Origin of the sequence: Patiriisocius marinistellae (assembly GCF_009014635.1) — a bacterium.
GTDB lineage: Bacteria > Bacteroidota > Bacteroidia > Flavobacteriales > Flavobacteriaceae > Patiriisocius > Patiriisocius marinistellae.
The window spans coordinates 467,984-485,774 of sequence record NZ_BKCF01000001.1 but is presented as its reverse complement, the minus strand read 5'-3'; the positions used below and the strand labels follow the sequence as shown (position 1 = coordinate 485,774).

Sequence of the window (17,791 nt, the reverse complement as noted above, 5' to 3'; positions counted from 1 at the left end):
TAAAACCAAAAATATGGAATTAAAGGACATTCAAAATTTGATAAAGTTTGTCGCTAAGTCAGGTGCTAGCGAAGTAAAGCTTGAAATGGAAGATATCAAGATTACCATTAAGACTGGAGATGAAAAAGGAGAGACTACTTACATCCAGCAAATGCCTGCAATGGCAGCAGCAATGCCACAGCAAGCCGCTCCTCCCGCAGCAGCTCCAGTAGCGGCTGCACCAGCCGAAAGTGCTAGTGAAGACTCAAAATACATCACTATTAAATCTCCAATAATTGGAACATTTTACCGTAAGCCTTCTCCTGACAAACCTATGTTTGTTGAGGTAGGCACTTCTATAGGCCAAGGAGATGTTCTTTGTGTTATTGAAGCAATGAAATTATTCAACGAAATTGAAAGTGAAGTTACTGGTAAGATTGTAAAAATCTTAGTTGATGACGCTTCTCCTGTTGAATTTGACCAACCATTATTTTTGGTTGACCCATCATAAATTAATGAACCATAATTTTCTAAAACCTCAATTGCGCTCCGTGTGATTTGGGATTTGAATTTTTTAATTAAAAGAAAAATATGTTTAAAAAAATATTGATTGCCAATAGAGGTGAAATTGCATTACGTGTAATTAGAACCTGTAGAGAAATGGGCATTAAAAGTGTAGCTGTTTACTCTAAGGCTGACGAAGAAAGTTTACATGTAAAATTTGCTGATGAAGCTGTTTGTATAGGACCAGCTCCAAGTAGTGAGAGTTACTTGAAAATGTCAAATATCATCGCTGCAGCCGAAATTACAAATGCAGACGCTATCCACCCAGGATATGGCTTTTTAAGTGAAAATGCAAAATTTTCAAAAATCTGCCAAGAACATAACATTAAATTCATCGGGGCGTCGCCTGAGATGATTGATAGAATGGGTGACAAAGCCATGGCAAAAACGACCATGATTGAAGCTGGTGTACCTTGTGTACCAGGAAGTGAAGGGGTAATTCCAGATTTCAAAACCTGCGTAAAAGTAGCTAAAGAAACTGGCTACCCAGTAATGCTTAAAGCTAGCGCTGGTGGTGGTGGAAAAGGGATGCGTGCAGTATGGAAAGAAGAAGACCTAGAAGATGCTTGGGATTCTGCTAGACATGAAAGTAAAGCAGCATTTGGAAATGACGACATGTATATGGAAAAACTCATTGAAGAGCCACGCCATATTGAAATCCAAATCGTAGGAGACAGTACAGGAAGAGCATGCCACCTTAGTGAGCGTGACTGTTCAGTACAGCGCCGTCACCAGAAATTGACTGAAGAAACTCCTAGTCCATTCATGACTGACGAATTGCGTGAAGCGATGGGAACAGCAGCAGTAAAAGCAGCAGAGTATATAAAATATGAAGGTGCTGGAACTGTAGAGTTTCTTGTAGACAAAAATCGCAACTTCTATTTTATGGAGATGAATACGCGTATTCAAGTTGAACATCCAATTACTGAGCAAGTAATTGATTTTGATTTAATTCGTGAGCAAATTATGGTAGCAGCAGGAATCCCTATATCTGGAAAAAACTATTTACCCAATCTTCACTCTATCGAGTGTCGCATTAATGCTGAAGACCCATATAATGGTTTTAGACCATCTCCAGGAAAAATCACAGTACTGCACGCACCAGGAGGTCACGGCATACGTTTAGACACTCACGTATATGCTGGTTATTCAATACCGCCTAATTATGATTCAATGATTGCAAAGTTAATTACAACGGCGCAAACACGTGAAGAAGCAATTAGTAAAATGAAACGCGCTCTTGATGAGTTTGTGATAGAAGGTATAAAAACTACCATTCCTTTTCATAGACAATTAATGGACCACCCAGACTATATTGCAGGTAATTATACAACCGCATTTATGGATACTTGGCAAATGAATGAGCCAGTAGACGAAGAGTAGTTTAAAAGATAAATTATCAAAAATCCGAAGCTTTTTAAAACTTCGGATTTTTTTTATCTTCGGAAATATGAGCGGTTATACTAAACCATTACTGTTGTTTATTTTAACAGCATAAATAACTGTAATATTTTTAAAACTTTTTGGAATTTACTTCGCCTTAAGTATTCCTATAATAATGGTGCTATTTATTTTAAAGATTAAAAACGAAAAACCTAAATAAGTACTTCGGAAATTTTAAAAACATGGAACTTAGTTACTGGGAAAGAAAAATATGGTTAGACAACATTGACTATGCTGTTATTGGTAGTGGAATCGTAGGTTTAAATTGTGCATTAGAACTTCGCAAATTAAAACCAAACGCTAAAATAGTAATTTTTGAAAAGGGAATGTTACCAAGTGGCGCTAGCACAAAAAATGCTGGCTTTGCATGTTTTGGAAGTCTTTCTGAAATTCTTGCAGACCTTAACACGCATTCTGAAGCTCAAGTTATTCAACTTATAAAACAACGTGTTGATGGGCTCAAACAATTAAGAGAAACCTTAGGAGATGCAACACTAGATTATCAACAACTGGGCGGATATGAACTTTTTTCGGAAACCGAAATGTCACTATTTGAAAAATGTATTTCAAAGATGGCATATATAAATAAATTACTATTTCCCATATTTAAAGGCGATGTGTTTTCTCTTAAAGATAACCCTTTTGGTTTTAAAAAAATAAACTCAAAAGTTATTTTTAATCAATTTGAAGGTCAAATAGATACGGGGAAAATGATGCAAGGGTTACTAAAAAAGGTTTCTGAAGCTGGGATTTTAATTTTAAATAATGCAGAAATTACCTCACTCAAAAGTGAAAACGAAAAAATAGTGCTCACCCTTAATATTTCCGAAGAAATAAAACCTCAGCATGTATGCATTGCTACAAATGGGTTTGCAAAACAGTTTTTAAAAGAAGATGTACAACCTGCACGAGCGCAAGTGTTGATTACAAAGCCCATCAAGGATTTAAAAATTAAAGGCACTTTTCACTTTGAAGAGGGTTACTTTTATTTTAGAAATATTGACGATCGTATTCTTTTTGGCGGTGGACGTAACCTAGATTTTAAAACCGAAGAAACCACTTATATGGGTCTAACCCCTTTAATACAAAATAAACTTGAGACTATTTTAAGGGAAACTATATTGCCCAATAAAATGGTTGAAATTGACCATCGATGGAGTGGTATTATGGGTGTGGGTGATCATAAACAGCCTGTTTTAAAAAAAGTGGCTCCACATGTTTTTTGTGGTGTACGTTTAGGAGGGATGGGTGTTACAATAGGAAGTTCTATTGGGAAAAAATTAGCTGCATTAGCCATACAAGATGATACTATTTGATGTAATTTTGACTTCATTAAACCTCTATAGATGATTGTTAAGGAACTTAAAGAATCTCTTTTTTCTGCTTGCAAAGATGTTGTGGCAACACGGTATGAAAAAGTACAACAAACAATTGCAGACATTGTTGAGTCTCTTGAGGACGAATCAAAAAGTAGTGCTGGCGATAAGCATGAAACTGGGAGGGCAATGTTGCACATTGATAGAGAAAATGCTGGTAAACAATTAAAAGAAATTGAAAATTTACAAGCACTTTTGCCTCGTATTGATATTTTAAAAACTTCAGACTATGCACGTTTGGGGAGTCTTGTTTATACTAACCACGCTACTTTTTTTATGAGTATTTCAATTGGTGCTGTTACAGTTAGTAAAACACAATACTTTTGTGTGGCACTTCAAGCACCTATAGGGCAACTTATTTCAGGAAAGAAAAAAGGGGATACTTTTTCATTTAATGGCAAAGATTATCATGTTACAAGTATTAAGTAACAACATCTTCCATTAAAAAAGTTTCAATTTGAGTATCGTCTTCACTATGCAGAACACTTACATCTCCCGTTGTTTCTAAAATAACAGCTCTCACTTGGCTTAATTTTAAAACATTTGCTTCTCTTAATTTACCTCGTAATTCATCTTTAGTAACTTTTGTTTTTTCTAGATTTTCAGTAATTATTTTTCCTTCTTTCATTAAAAGAATAGGCGAATTATCAAGTAAATTTTGAGCTTTATTGCTTTTAAATTGAATTATAGAAATTAAGTGATTCATCAAATATAGTAGCCCAATTATAAGTACCCCCATTAATAATTTAGGATTTCCAGTCCCAATACTCATGGCAAATATGTTACCTATAGCAATTGTGTTTATAAAGTCGAACCCCGTCATTTTGCTAAAACTTTTAAGTCCAAAAATGCGTGTATAAATAATTAATGCAACGTAAATTAATGTAGTACCAATTAGCAGAGAATAGATGGTTGGTAAATCAAAGTCTTTTGTAAAATAATCCCAATTCATAATTTTAAATTTTGTTCAACCCTAAATTAAGAAATATTAAATATTTGAAAAAACCGTTTAACGGAGTATTGTGAAATTTACCAATGAAAATATAAAAAGAGCTGTCCATAAAATTGTACGAAACCAATTACGGTTTGTTAATTGATGTAATATATTTTTCTCAAAAACACCGTCTGTAATTTTACCGTGAAGTTTTACGAAACAAACAAAAGTGATTACCCAAAGGGCAAAAACAATACTAGCATACATTACTGAAAACAATGTAATTTCTTGAAATAATTGCACTGCAGCAATTGCTAATTGCCCAATCATCATAGGGGATACAATTATAAATATGCCTTGCGTATATTTTTTATGCCATTGAATAAGCTCTTTCTTTGAAAAATACAATAAGCTGGGATAGATAATTAATTGTACTATCCAAATAAGCACAACTAATCCAAAATCAAATAAAATTCTGACTAGGGAGAGTTCCATTACACCTTTTTTAAATAAACTTTAATACCCGTTTTAAGCGATTTAAAATGTTGGAAATAAATGACCTTTTTATTAAATTTTGAAATTATTAAATAATAACTTCCTTTAAATTCAGTGTTTATTATTTCAACTTCAATTGCTGTTTTCTCTTCTGAAATTTTAAGTTGATGTGGTAATAATACTTCGGTTTTAGATGTGGTATTTTTAAAAAATGTTCCTTCAATTTCCGAAACATCTCCAAAGAACCCAGCAACATATTTGTTTGATAACGAATTATAAATTTCTGTTGGATTTCCGAAGCACTCTTTCTTTCCGTCTTTTAAAACAAGAACGGTGTCTGCAAATGAAAGCGCTTCTTCACTATCGTGTGTAGCAGTAATACACGTAATGTTTTTTTCTTTTAAATATGCGAATAGATTACGGCGTAATTTATTTTTAAGAAAATTATCAATATTGCTAAATGGCTCATCTAATAACAATACCTCCGGTGCTTTTGCGAGTGCCTTTGCAATAGCTACACGCTGTTTTTGACCTCCACTTAGGTGTTTAGCTTTTGTAGCTTTAAAGTCACTTAAATCAACAACGTTAAGCAATTCATCAACGCGTTTGTTATCGCTTTCTTTGTCTCTTCTATTAAGGTGAGATGCAATATTTTCGGCCACAGAAATAAACGGCATCAAATCAAATTGCTGTGAGACTAGTTTCATAAATGGCTCGCCAGGAATTAAAGAAAATGAGGGTCCCAATAATGTTTTTCCACTCCATGAAATTTCTGAATTCTTTAAAGACTCTAATCCATAAATAAGGTGCAGTAGTGTTGATTTACCACAGCCACTTTCACCAAGAAGCACAAGATGTTCGCCTTTATTTATTGAAAACGAAATGTCTTCTAAAATTACTTTGTTAGGAGTAGCTTGATATTTGAAAGAATCAATATTGACTTTTAGCATATTTATTTATAAAAAATGTCCTCTACAAATTGAGAGGACATTTTATTGTATTTAATTTTTAAGTTCTACTCTTTAACTCCGTCGCTTATCTTTTTTGGCAATACATCGTAGCCCATATTATAGAAAGTGAACCCATAGATGTCTGCATATTGTTCTATAGTTTTGCTCACTGGAGTTCCTGCACCATGCCCTGCATCTGTTTCAATTCTAATTAACACAGGATTTTCACCGGCTTGTTTTTCTTGTAACTCAGCAGCAAATTTAAAACTATGTGCTGGCACTACTCGATCATCGTGATCTCCTGTGGTTACTAATGTTGCTGGGTATTTTGTTCCTGCTTTAACGTTGTGAACTGGGGAATATCCTTTTAAATATTCAAACATTTCTTTATTATCATCTGCTGTGCCATAATCATAAGCCCACCCTGCACCTGCTGTAAAAGTATGGTATCTTAGCATATCAAGTACGCCTACCGCTGGTAAAGCTACTTTCATTAAATCTGGTCGTTGCGTCATGGTTGCTCCTACAAGAAGTCCTCCATTTGAACCTCCCCGTATTGCAAGATAATCGCTTGATGTGTATTTTTCTGCGATTAAAAATTCGGCAGCTGCAATAAAATCATCAAATACATTTTGCTTTTTTTGCTTAGTTCCTGCATCATGCCATTTTTTACCATATTCACCACCGCCACGTAAATTTGCTACGGCGTAAATACCTCCTTGTTCCATCCATACTGCATTTGTTATACTAAAGCTAGGTGTAAGGCTTACATTAAATCCTCCATATCCATAAAGGATTGTTGGGTTCTTACCATCTAATTTTAATCCCTTTTTATGGGTTATAATCATAGGCACTTTTGTCCCATCTTTTGAGGTATAAAAAACTTGTTGACTTTCGTATGCTTCTGGGTTGAAATCAATATCTGGTTTTACATACAGTGTGCTTTTACCACTTGCAATATTATATTGATAAATGCTCCCTGGTGTTACATAATTTGTAAAAGAATAGTATAATTCTTTATCATCTTTTTTAGCTCCAAAACCACCCGCAGAACCTACGCCTGGTAACGTTATTTCTCTAACTAATGATCCGTCAAAATCATATTGCATCACTTTGCTCACAGCATCTACCATATAATTAGCAAAAATTGCACCTCCTCCACTTCCAGCGTTTAAAACGTTTTCAGTTTCTGGGATTATATCTTTCCAATTATTTGGTGTTGGGTTTGATGCATCAACAGTTACCACTTTTTTATTAGGTGCATTAAGGTTTGTCACTAAAAACAATTGTGAGCCTTTACTGTCCATAATATAGCTATCACTATCTGTGTGGTCTAGAATAGTTACAAATTTGCTGTTTGGCTTTGTCAAATCTTTAATAAAAAGCTTATTTCCTGAAGTAGAAACACTAGCGGTTACTACTAAAAAACGGTTGTCTTCTGTAGTTCTACCCCCTACATATCTATGCTTTTGTTCTGGAGTTCCGCCATAGATTAAGTCGTCATTTTTTTGAGCGGTTCCTAGTGTATGGTAAAATAATTTATGTTGGTCTGTCTTTGCTGAAAGCTCGCTTCCCTTTGGTTTATCATAACTTGAATAAAAGAATCCTTCATTACCTTTCCAAGAAATGCCACTAAATTTTATATCAATTAATGTATCCTCAACAATTTCTTTTGTTTCGGCATTCATTATTAATACTTTTCGCCAATCGCTCCCACCTTCGCTAATGCTATATGCTGCCATTTTTCCGTTATCGCTAAAACTTAGTCCCCCTAACGAAATGGTTCCATCTTCTTTAAATGTATTGGGATCAAGGAAAATTTCGGCTTTGCTTACATCTTCGTCATTTTTATAACGATAGATTACATACTGATTTTGAAGGCCATTATTTTTATAGAAATATGTGTAGTCTCCTTCTTCAAAGGGTGAGCCTACTTTTTCATAATTCCATAATTTTGTTAATCGTTCTTTTAATTCCTCTCTAAAAGGAATGTTGTCTAAATAACCATAAGTTGATTTGTTTTCTGCCTTTACCCATTCTTTAGTTTCTTCGCTCATGTCATCCTCGAGCCAACGGTATGGGTCTTTTATTTCTGTTCCAAAATAATTTGTAACCGTATCAACTTTTTTTGTAGTAGGGTATTTCACTTTGATTGTTCTATTTTTTACGGGTTCCTCCTTGCATGCTGTAAAAGCAATAATTGCAATGAAAACTATAGCTAATTTTTTCATAATTATGGTTGTTTAAGGACATAAAAATAGTCCTTTTACAACGCTCTCACAAATAAGGAATAACGCGTAAAAGGACTTTAAAATTTTCTTCTGAAATGTTACTGAAACAAAGGTCTGTATGTCTTCCAATATTTATAAATTAAAATGCCATTTATTGCAACAATAATTACTGCAACTAATATACCCGAAACATCAAGGAAAATATGAAACAATAAAATATTTAAAGCTATTGGTGCTAACAATATTAATGCAAACGGTACAAACTTTTTAAAGACTAGCATAAACCCAATTATTATTTCAAGTAATGCAACCACATAAAGCACATAACCTGTACTTTGTAATGAATCCATAAAATTTGCTGCTGCTGGTGCCATGTCAAAAATAGGAATGAATGGATACAGTTTGTTTGCCCCAAAGACGAGGAGAGCAAGACCTAAGATTGTTCTTAGAATTGTAGTAAAAGTTGAATTCATAGTTGATTAGGTTTAGTATTATTATCAACTAAAGATAGCAAAAAAATAAAGCATCATACTCATTATGAATATGATGCTTTAAACTAATTTGAAAAGAATTATCTTTTCTTAGAAAATTTTTGAGCTTTTCTAGTATGTCTATCTGCAACTCTAAGGATGTATACTCCTTCTGCTAATTGCGAAATATTTAATCTTTGATTGTCTAAGCTTCCATTCATTACTCGTTTTCCAGACATATCAAAAATTGAATAAAATGGACTTTCAAATTGACTTATATCACTAAGGTTTAGCACATCTACTGCTGGGTTAGGGTATAGAATGAGGTTTTTAACAGTATTATCATCTAGTCCTAAAGTAGCCCCTTCTATAATTGTAAGCGTTTGATTTACATCAACATCATTTAATACATCAATAACTCCAGAAGGCCAGTAAACAGTAACAGTATCAATCGTGGTGTCTTGAGCAAGACCGAAATGTGCGTTTAATGAACTCATATATCTGAAACCTTCCCCGCTTCTTATATCTCTCATTTGATTTCCCAAGGCAGAGGAAATTTCGATGCGTGCACCTATTCCGTTTAAATTGCTTTGAGTTCCAATAGTATTAATTTTTAACCAGTTATTGCTATTTGCATTATTAATTAGAAGTGTTCCAGCCCCAAACGCATCAATAAATCCGTCATTATTAACATCTCCAAATGCTGAACCAAACGGTGCTCCGGGTATTATATTAAATGTAAGGTCTCCATTACCATATAATATTTTTCCCGCTGTAATAATATCTGCGAAGCCGTCATTATTAAAATCATGAGTTGCATTTTCAATATCTGTGTCTGTAAATAATGTAAGACCAGAATCTTCAATAACATCTGTGAATGTACCGTCGCCATTATTTCGCATCAATCTATGAAAACCATCTGCTGTTGTGCTTGCCCCAATCCAGATATCTAAATCTCCATCATTATCATAATCTGCCCAAGCAGATGACCACGTTTGCATATCATCTTCTAGATTCATTACTGCTGCAACTTCTGTAAAAGTACCATCTCCATTATTAATGTGCATTTCATTATCTCTTCTCGGTGCTTCACCTCCACATTTTGCAATAAATAAATCCATATCCCGATCATTATCAAAATCAACCCAAACTGAACCATAATTTCCTCCTGTTGGATAATCTCCTAAGCTCCCTTGATTGTAAAGTAAGTTGCCACTACCGTCATTAATATAAAACACATTAGGCTCAACATCATGACATACAAATGCATCTAGGTTACCATCATTATTAATATCAATAAAATTTGAGCGTTGAGAAAAAACAAATTCAGATCCACTTATTTCAGTATAACCTGTACCTGTATTATTTGCTTTCATAAATGTTACACCACTACCTCCTCCATAAAGAAGGTCATTGTAACCATTACCGTCAAAATCTCCTGCTGCCATACTCCAAGAAGCAGGATAATCTGCAAATGTTGTAGGAATATTTATCTCGCTTAAGGCTCCATCTGTCTGCTGATAAAAAATCTGTATGTTCTGTCTTCCAATAGAAACTATATCATCTAGAAAATCCCCATTCATATCAACTAATCCTCGATCATCTCCATCGTTTTGTGTATTGATTGTTTGAATTGTAAAAGACACTTGTTGCCCCATTGATAGGTTACAACTCAATGTTAAGGCTATTAGTAATAGTTTTGTTTTCATAGGGTTAGTTTTAAATTAGTTGTAATTAATCACATGTTCCTGGGAGGGAGTTTATCCATTCAGCAATCATTCTTAAAGCTTGTTCATGAGCAATTTGACGCCCTTGTTGGGGCATTCTATATTGCTCTTGTGAAACAGACATTCTATAATATAAGATCGATTCTTCTGCGTTTCCTGGCTCAATAATTTTTTTGTCAAATAAAACAGGAATTGGCGTGTCTGGATCTTCACAAATACCAAAATTTTCTGGATTTGTAGTGTCTCCATATGCTAAACGAATACCTCTATAACCTGCTTGGCCTCCTTCAATATGGCAGCTTGCGCAATTCATGTCTATATAAGACCGTACTCGTATTTCTAATGGTTGAGATGTATCTTCCCAATCAACCATTGTTTCAATTGTTCCTGGCAGGTTGTCTTCTAAATAACCAAAATCAATTAATTTTTGTAATTGGTTTTGTGTTCCATCTTCATATGTATAGTCAAAATTTAAACTTTTAGGCTCTAATCCTAAAAGCACTTTGTTGTTATCAAGTTTATGACACGTAAAACATTGACTCTCCGCAGGCATATTATAATTTAATGTTATTGGGGTTCCATTTTGAATCCATGTAATTTCCTTAAATACACCATCGCCAGTTTGATTTAAAAAAGCTTCGGTTTGTTCATCATTCCAAATATATTCTGCAAAAATCCAACCTTCTTCCTTCTTAATCATCACTCTTGTTTCTAGAATAAAGGTAGTATTATTAGGTTGTACGTTATTATAGTAAAAGTTTTTAATCAACGCTGTACCTATGGGGAAATTTAAAATTTCCGAAGCGTTTATATAGGTAGCTTTTTGACCATTAGGCATCCATACAAATCTTTTTTTTAATGCATAGTCTGAAAATAATGCACTTATAGGCTCATAAGGAATTACGCTGTATGCCGGTTCTTGATTTTTTAACTCACCTTTGAAAAATTTATAATCTGAGAGTTTTTGAGATGGAGGTTGATTAGGGTCAAGCACAACAGTAGAAACTGGAGGTGGATCTTCAATAACAGCTGTCATTTCACCCTCATCATCTCCACAAGAGACAAAGCTAAAGATTGCTAGACTAAATGCAATTTTTAAAAAAAGTAATGTGTTTTTCATATATAGTATTAAGCGTGTTCAAATTACAATCATTAACTTATATTTTAATAACAAGATAAGATTATTATGAAATTTGTCTCTTTTGTGTTAAATAATTGAGTTATTAATTACATATTTGATTTAACGATGTTATCCATTCATCAATTAGTAAAACTCCTTCTTCATGAACAATACGACGTCCTAACAGCGGCATTCTATATTGTTCTTGATTTGTTGAAATTCTAAATAAAAGCATAGAATTTTCTGGATTTCCCGGGTCAACTAATTTTGAATTTTGATAATTAGGAACATTTAAATCATCTGGAACTACACAAATCCCTAGGTTGCCATCATCATTTTCTGTCAAATTAAAAGCAAACCGAAATCTTCTATAGTTACAGTGCCCTCCATCACTATGACAACTCGCGCAATTAATATCAAAATAAGAACGAGCCCTAAGATCTAAAGGTTTTGATGTGTCATTATAATCAATAACCGAAGAAACAATTGAAGGTAAGTTATCTTCAAGATACCCTACATCAATCAATTTTTGAAGTTGGTTAACAGTACCATTTTCATAAATAAAATCTGAATTTAAACTTTGCGGTTTTAAACCAATGGGTGAAATAGCAAATGTGGCGTTTTCATCTTTATGGCAAGTAAAACATTCGCTCTGTGCTGGAATATGGTAAAACAAACTCCGCGAAACCCCTCCTTCAATCCATTCAATAGGAATATTATCTCCATCTCCGTTAACATCTAAAAAAGCATCTGTTTGTTCATCATTCCATATGTACTCAGCAAAAACCCAGCCTTCATCTTTTTTTATCATTAAGCGAGTCTCCATAATTTTAGTATCCCCACTAGGCTGCACATTATTGTAATAAAAGCTTTTAATCAACACTGCGTTGGTAGGAAAATTAAGGGCTTTTCCGTCGGAAACGTAACTAGCCTTAACCCCATGAGGCATCCATAAAAATCTTTTTTTATGAGCGTAGTCAGAAAATAAACTACTTATGGGTTGATATGGGATTACATCAAAACGAGCATTGAGTTCTGAAATACTCCCCTCAAAAAAGTTATAATCAGAAAGTTTAGGGTATGGAACATTTTGTAAATCTACATGTACTTCTGAAACTGGTAATGGGTCAACAATAGAAATATACTCATCATCTTCTCCACAGCTGAAAAAAACAATAATGATGAGAAAGCTCAATAAAACAAATGTCGTAGCTTTTTTCATAATAACAACCCAAAGATGGGGATTGCTAATTTACAAAGAAAAAAAAGCATACAACATGTTAAACTATTGATATGTTGTAAAATAAAGCTTTTTTAGGCAAACATTCCTTTATAAGAATTCCAGTTTTTATATATTAAATATCCATTTACAACTGCAACTAAAAGTGCTGGACCTATATTAGGTAAGTTAACAAACAAATGAAAAGCCACAATATTGATAGAAATAGGAACTAGTATAACGAGTGCAAGTGGCACCCATTTTCTTAAAATTAAAAGAAGCCCAATGAAAACCTCAGTACCTCCCACCATATTCATCAAATATCCTTTTCCACTAGGCTCATGATTTGAAAAACGTAAGGAATTAAAAAGGTATTCTGCTTCTGGATATCCCGTAAAATCAAAATCTGGCATGAACCAAAAAAACTTATTCAGTCCAAAAGTAAGCAACATAAGGCCAAGACCTACATATAATATTGTGTGGAAAATTTTCATAAATTAGTTTTATAAGGTTATTTCATACTAGACGAATATACCACAAAACACTTACAAATTAACTTCTAAACTAATCTATTGACTACAAGGTGTTCGGCAATTTGAACAGCATTTGTTGCGGCTCCTTTTCTTAAATTATCGCTCACAATCCACATGTTCAATGTGTTCTCTTGTGTTTCATCACGACGTATTCGCCCTACAAAAACATCATCTTTCCCGTGTGCATAAATAGGCATTGGGTACGTATTTGTTGCTGGGTTATCTTGAACTTTAATACCTTGAGTATCGCTTAAAATATTACGTATATCTTTTAAGTCAAAGTCATTATGAAACTCAACATTAACAGATTCACTATGTCCTCCAGAGGTAGGTATTCTCACAGCAGTTGCCGAAATTGAAAATGTTCTATCATCTAATATTTTTTGAGGCTCACGAGCAAGTTTCATTTCTTCTTTAGTGTATCCATTAGACTCAAAAACATCACAGTGGGGTATTGCATTACGATGAATAGGGTATGGATATGCCATTGCGCCTTTCAATCCCTGTGTTTCATTTTCTAGTTGTTTAACTGCATGCACTCCAGTCCCAGATACGGATTGATATGTTGACACTAGTACGCGTCGCATTTTATATTTTTTATGCAATGGGGCTAGTGCCATTACTAACTGTATGGTAGAACAATTAGGGTTTGCTATAATTTTATCTTCTTTTGTTAAAAGGTGTGCATTAATTTCTGGAACAATTAATTTTTTATCTTGATCCATTCTCCATGCAGAAGAGTTATCAATAACAGTAGTTCCTGCTGCTGCAAACTTAGGTGCCCATTCTCGCGACGTTTCTCCTCCTGCCGAAAATATTGCAATATCTGCTTTAGCCTCAACTGCCTCCTGCAAACCTATAACTTTATGAAGTTTACCTTTAAAAATTAATTCACGCCCAACAGAACGTGCTGAAGCAACGGGAAGTATTTCTGTCACTGGAAAGTTGCGCTCTTCTAATACTTTTAATATTACAGTACCTACCATTCCGGTGGCTCCTACTACGGCTATTTTCATGCTTTTTGGTTTGGGGATTTAAAACTACACTTTTTCAAAACAAAGATAATCCCTCTTAAGCTAAAAAAAGAACCACTCTATCGAAAACGAAGAGTGGTTTTAATTAATTTTAGTGTAGCGGTGCGTTTTGAGGCTATTGTCAAAACATTGCTTAAAAATTATTTTTTCAATGCGTCTCTTATTTCTTTAAGAAGATCATTGTCACTAGGTCCTGCTGGAGCAGCTGGTGCTGGTGGTGTTTTTGTTTTATTATAGGCTTTTACAATCATAAACAATACAAATCCTACTATTACCAAATTGATTATCGCATTAATCCACTTTCCATACATAATTGCATTTTCTGGAGTAGTTACAGTTCCATCTGCAGCGACAACTGCTGGATCAAGTACTACTTTCATTTCAGCAAAATCAATTCCACCTGAAAAATGACCCACGATAGGCATCATAATATCACTTACAAATCCACTTACAACAAGGCCCATGGCACCTGCTAATAATACTGCTACTGCTAAATCAATGACATTACCTGTCATTATAAATGCTTTAAATTCTTTTAACATTGTACGTTGTTTTTAAGGTTAATACATGAAGCAAGATAAAATAAAATATAAAGTCCTTAACAAAACATTAAGGATATCATTCCTATTTTCGATAAACAACTCTTTTTATCCTTTGAGAGATGGCCGTTAATAACTCGTAAGGAATGGAATTAATAGCATTTGAAAGGTTTTCTGCAGTAGTTGTGTTTCCAAAAACAACTACCTCATCACCTTCATTACAGTCAATATTTGTTATAGCTACCATAATCATATCCATACAAACATTACCTTGTATAGGTGCCTTTTGACCATTGATTGTTACCCAACCCACACCGTTTCCATAGGCTCTTGAAATACCATCTGCATGACCAATGGGTAACGTTGCTGTTTTTGTTGGTTCTTTAACAGTAAACGCTCGGTTGTAGCCCAATGTGTCGCCAGGGGCTAAATAATGTATTTGAGATATCACCGTTTTTAAAGTAACAACGGGTTGCAGGTGCTTATTTTCGGAAACAGAATTCCCATAACCGTACAGCCCTATTCCACATCTAACCATATCATATTGCGATTCTGGAAAATTCAATATTCCAGAGGTATTTAAGGTATGAAGCAATGGTTTATAATTTAGGCTTTTAAGAAGTTCTTCGGAAATTTCTGAAAATGATTTTAATTGTTTTAAAGTAAACTCGCGTTCTGCTTGATCTTCACTGGCTGCCAAATGTGAAAAAATTGAACGTACCTTAATGCTTTCTGAATTCTGAAGAATTTCTAGAATTTCAGGAATTTCAGAAGCAATAAAGCCTAACCTATTTAAACCCGTATTAAATTTTAAATGAATAGGATAGTTTTGTTGTTGTTCTGTTTCGGCGAAAGCCACAAACTCCCTTAACATTTTAATTGAATAAATACTGGGCTCTAAACAACGGTGAATGATAACTTTAAAGTTAGTTGGCAGAGGGTGCAGTACTAAAATTGGGATTTCAATACCTTTGTCTCGCAATTGCTCTCCTTCTCCAGAGTATGCTACTGCAAAATACTCTGCGCCTAAATCAACGAGTTCTTTTGCCACCTCAACTGCATCGCTACCATAGCCAAATGCTTTTACAACCGCCAGTATTTTTGTGCTTGGCTTTACTTTTGAGCGTATATAGTTGTAATTGTGCTCAAGTGCACTAAGGTTAATTTCTAAGGTAGTTTCGGTGGTTTTTTGCATGATTTAAGTAGAGCGTAAAATCGTTTTGATTGTTACTTATCACTATTTTTCACTGACGGTTTTGCATCAATTGGCGTTGCATCTTTTACATCCATTTTACGCACTTTTTCACGTAACATTGCTTTATAAAATGCTGCCCTGCTCAATGGTTCGTACTCTTCTGTTTCACCTAAAAGAACTAAATCGTCACTTGTGGATTTTCTAAAACTGTAGTTTGCTAAATTACCCGTACGTGGACAAACTGCGTGGACTTTAGTAACATATTCTGCAGTCGCCATTAATGCAGGCATAGGGCCAAAGGGGTTTCCTTTAAAGTCCATATCAAGACCTGCAACAATAACTCTTATACCCCTGTTTGCTAAATCATTGCAAACTTTTACAATCTCATCATCAAAAAACTGAGCTTCATCAATACCCACAACATCACAACCATCTGCTAAAATAGGGATGTTTGCCGCCGCTGGAACTGGTGTAGATCTAATTTTATTTTTATCGTGAGACACAACCTCCTCTTCATCATAGCGTGTATCAACCGCGGGTTTGAAGATTTCTACTTTTTGACGTGCAAATTTTGCTCGTTTTAAACGGCGTAACAATTCTTCAGTCTTTCCAGAAAACATAGAACCACAGATAACCTCGATCCAACCGAATTGTTCTTTTTGGTTTACAGTATTTTCTAAAAACATGGGGTGTAGTAAAAGGGATTAATTTTTCGTGTTTCGTTACGATTCCGTAAATTTATAAAAACAAAATGGAGCGTATAGCATATTGTAAAAAAGTTATGAAATACACTTAAAATTGATAGGAAAAATGAAAGACACACTGGCTGTAGAAATTAAAGAAATAGCTAACAAGTTGCTTGCAACAAATGGTAGTTTTGATACTTTAAAGGTTAAAAAGGCAGTAACACTACTGCATGAAAAACTTACCGTTCTTGCATATTTAGAATCCCAACTTGGCGGTGGTTCAAATATTACGACGCAAAGTGCGATGGATTCAAAAAGTTTTAGGGAGGAAAATTGGTTTAAAGAACCAGAACAATTACCTAAATCTGAGCACAATGAAGATCTTGTTGAGCCTTTAATGGAGAAAATTAAAGATCTTGTTGCTCAAATGCCCTCAGAATCACAAAATGTTGATGAGCTACTAGAGGAAATACTTCCGAAGAAAAAATATATAAAGAACGACCTTGAAGAGTTTGCCTCAAATTACCAAGAAATGCCCACTTTTGAACGTAAGACTAACGATAAAAAAGCCGAAAGTACTCCAGTAGCTTCAGAAAACTTAGAAAAAAGAGAATCTACTAAAGAGGCTGATGTTCCTAAAAAAACTACAGTTTTAAATGAAGATCCAAGCGCTCCAAAGTCACTAAATCAATCTTTAAATAAAGGATTAAACATTGGGCTAAACGATAGAATTGCATTTATCAAGCACCTATTTGAAGGCAATGCGGATGACTATCAGCGCGTGTTGTCACAAATAAATACATTTCAATCACAGGAAGAAGCAACCAGTTTTATAAAAAACCAAGTTAAGCCTGACTATAAAGGTTGGCCACACAAAGAGGAATACGAGGAGCGATTTTTGGGGATTGTGGAGAAGCGGTTTAATTAAATAACTGTTTATGAAAACACAAAGAATAGTTTATTGGGTTTCAACCGCACTTATGTGCGCGATGTTCCTGTTCTCAGCGGGAATGTATTTTGTAAATACAGAAATGATAGAGGGCTTTTTTGAGAGTTTTAATTACCCTACCTATATTGTTATCCCTCTTGCGATTGCAAAAGTTTTAGGTGTTATAATGGTGCTGTGGCGCGGTAGCAAATGGATTACCGAATGGGCATACGCAGGATTTTTCTTTGATGTTGTTTTAGCGTTTTTCGCACATCAACAAGCTGGAGACGATGTCACTCAAACATTAATAGTGATGATTTTAGTATTGCTTTCTTATTTCTTCGGAAAAGAGGTGAGACATTAAGTTT

General features: G+C 34.4%; 19 protein-coding genes. 6 read left to right on the top strand and 13 right to left on the bottom strand.

The annotated features are described in order from the left end of the window. Nucleotides 1–13 precede the first annotated feature (13 nt). The 4 genes from accB to GB234_RS02115 all read left to right on the top strand — a co-directional run bounded on the left by accB (nucleotide 14) and on the right by GB234_RS02115 (nucleotide 3,791). Nucleotides 14–490 carry an acetyl-CoA carboxylase biotin carboxyl carrier protein gene (accB, locus tag GB234_RS02130; protein WP_151892867.1) on the top strand — a complete coding sequence of 159 codons (477 nt, stop codon included), beginning with the start codon at nucleotides 14–16 and terminating at the stop codon, nucleotides 488–490. Between the two features lie 80 nt (nucleotides 491–570). Continuing rightward, nucleotides 571–1,926 (top strand): acetyl-CoA carboxylase biotin carboxylase subunit, encoded by a 1,356-nt coding sequence (gene accC / locus GB234_RS02125; protein ID WP_151892866.1) that lies wholly within the window; start codon nucleotides 571–573, stop codon nucleotides 1,924–1,926. Between the two features lie 242 nt (nucleotides 1,927–2,168). Continuing rightward, nucleotides 2,169–3,302 carry an NAD(P)/FAD-dependent oxidoreductase gene (locus GB234_RS02120; protein WP_151892865.1) on the top strand — a complete coding sequence of 378 codons (1,134 nt, stop codon included), beginning with the start codon at nucleotides 2,169–2,171 and terminating at the stop codon, nucleotides 3,300–3,302. A gap of 30 nt (nucleotides 3,303–3,332) precedes the next feature. After that, nucleotides 3,333–3,791 (top strand): 3-oxoacyl-ACP synthase, encoded by a 459-nt coding sequence (locus tag GB234_RS02115; RefSeq protein WP_151892864.1) that lies wholly within the window; start codon nucleotides 3,333–3,335, stop codon nucleotides 3,789–3,791. Here the strand turns inward: GB234_RS02115 and GB234_RS02110 are convergent. From GB234_RS02110 to GB234_RS02050, 13 genes are all read right to left on the bottom strand, one after another. Next, on the bottom strand, nucleotides 3,784–4,314 hold the full coding sequence (locus tag GB234_RS02110; protein WP_151892862.1) for a DUF421 domain-containing protein: 531 nt from the start codon (nucleotides 4,312–4,314) through the stop codon (nucleotides 3,784–3,786). The genes GB234_RS02115 and GB234_RS02110 overlap by 8 nt on opposite strands. Before the next feature lie 57 nt (nucleotides 4,315–4,371). Continuing rightward, nucleotides 4,372–4,791: a hypothetical protein gene (locus tag GB234_RS02105; RefSeq protein WP_151892861.1), complete on the bottom strand. Its 420-nt coding sequence runs from the start codon at nucleotides 4,789–4,791 to the stop codon at nucleotides 4,372–4,374. Next, nucleotides 4,791–5,741: an ABC transporter ATP-binding protein gene (locus GB234_RS02100; protein WP_151892859.1), complete on the bottom strand. Its 951-nt coding sequence runs from the start codon at nucleotides 5,739–5,741 to the stop codon at nucleotides 4,791–4,793. Before GB234_RS02100 ends, GB234_RS02105 begins: the two co-directional genes overlap by 1 nt. Nucleotides 5,742–5,806: 65 nt before the next feature. Continuing rightward, entirely contained in the window at nucleotides 5,807–7,972 is a 2,166-nt protein-coding gene (locus GB234_RS02095) for a prolyl oligopeptidase family serine peptidase (RefSeq protein ID WP_151892858.1), read from the bottom strand. Nucleotides 7,973–8,070: 98 nt separating this feature from the next. Further along, nucleotides 8,071–8,445 (bottom strand): DoxX family membrane protein, encoded by a 375-nt coding sequence (locus GB234_RS02090; protein WP_151892856.1) that lies wholly within the window; start codon nucleotides 8,443–8,445, stop codon nucleotides 8,071–8,073. A gap of 98 nt (nucleotides 8,446–8,543) precedes the next feature. Further along, nucleotides 8,544–10,151, bottom strand: a complete 1,608-nt coding sequence (locus tag GB234_RS02085; protein WP_151892854.1) for an FG-GAP-like repeat-containing protein — start codon at nucleotides 10,149–10,151, stop codon at nucleotides 8,544–8,546. A gap of 25 nt (nucleotides 10,152–10,176) precedes the next feature. After that, on the bottom strand, nucleotides 10,177–11,289 hold the full coding sequence (locus GB234_RS02080) for a hypothetical protein (RefSeq protein WP_151892852.1): 1,113 nt from the start codon (nucleotides 11,287–11,289) through the stop codon (nucleotides 10,177–10,179). Nucleotides 11,290–11,392: 103 nt separating this feature from the next. Then, nucleotides 11,393–12,511, bottom strand: coding sequence for a hypothetical protein (locus tag GB234_RS02075; protein WP_151892850.1), 1,119 nt, complete (start codon nucleotides 12,509–12,511; stop codon nucleotides 11,393–11,395). 92 nt (nucleotides 12,512–12,603) lie between these two features. Continuing rightward, nucleotides 12,604–13,002: a DoxX family protein gene (locus GB234_RS02070; protein WP_151892849.1), complete on the bottom strand. Its 399-nt coding sequence runs from the start codon at nucleotides 13,000–13,002 to the stop codon at nucleotides 12,604–12,606. A gap of 65 nt (nucleotides 13,003–13,067) precedes the next feature. Then, nucleotides 13,068–14,057 (bottom strand): aspartate-semialdehyde dehydrogenase, encoded by a 990-nt coding sequence (locus GB234_RS02065; protein ID WP_151892847.1) that lies wholly within the window; start codon nucleotides 14,055–14,057, stop codon nucleotides 13,068–13,070. A 158-nt stretch (nucleotides 14,058–14,215) separates the two neighbouring features. Next, nucleotides 14,216–14,617, bottom strand: coding sequence for a large conductance mechanosensitive channel protein MscL (mscL, locus tag GB234_RS02060; protein WP_151892845.1), 402 nt, complete (start codon nucleotides 14,615–14,617; stop codon nucleotides 14,216–14,218). An 82-nt stretch (nucleotides 14,618–14,699) separates the two neighbouring features. After that, a complete protein-coding gene (alr, locus tag GB234_RS02055) occupies nucleotides 14,700–15,809 on the bottom strand; it encodes an alanine racemase (RefSeq protein ID WP_151892844.1) in 1,110 nt (369 codons plus the stop codon). A 32-nt stretch (nucleotides 15,810–15,841) separates the two neighbouring features. Continuing rightward, nucleotides 15,842–16,495, bottom strand: a complete 654-nt coding sequence (locus GB234_RS02050; RefSeq protein ID WP_151892842.1) for a thymidine kinase — start codon at nucleotides 16,493–16,495, stop codon at nucleotides 15,842–15,844. Nucleotides 16,496–16,619: 124 nt separating this feature from the next. Between GB234_RS02050 and GB234_RS02045 the strand changes: the two genes are divergently transcribed. Next, nucleotides 16,620–17,423 carry a DUF8457 domain-containing protein gene (locus GB234_RS02045; protein WP_151892841.1) on the top strand — a complete coding sequence of 268 codons (804 nt, stop codon included), beginning with the start codon at nucleotides 16,620–16,622 and terminating at the stop codon, nucleotides 17,421–17,423. A 10-nt stretch (nucleotides 17,424–17,433) separates the two neighbouring features. Next, nucleotides 17,434–17,787 (top strand): DoxX family protein, encoded by a 354-nt coding sequence (locus GB234_RS02040; protein ID WP_151892840.1) that lies wholly within the window; start codon nucleotides 17,434–17,436, stop codon nucleotides 17,785–17,787. Nucleotides 17,788–17,791 lie beyond the last annotated feature (4 nt).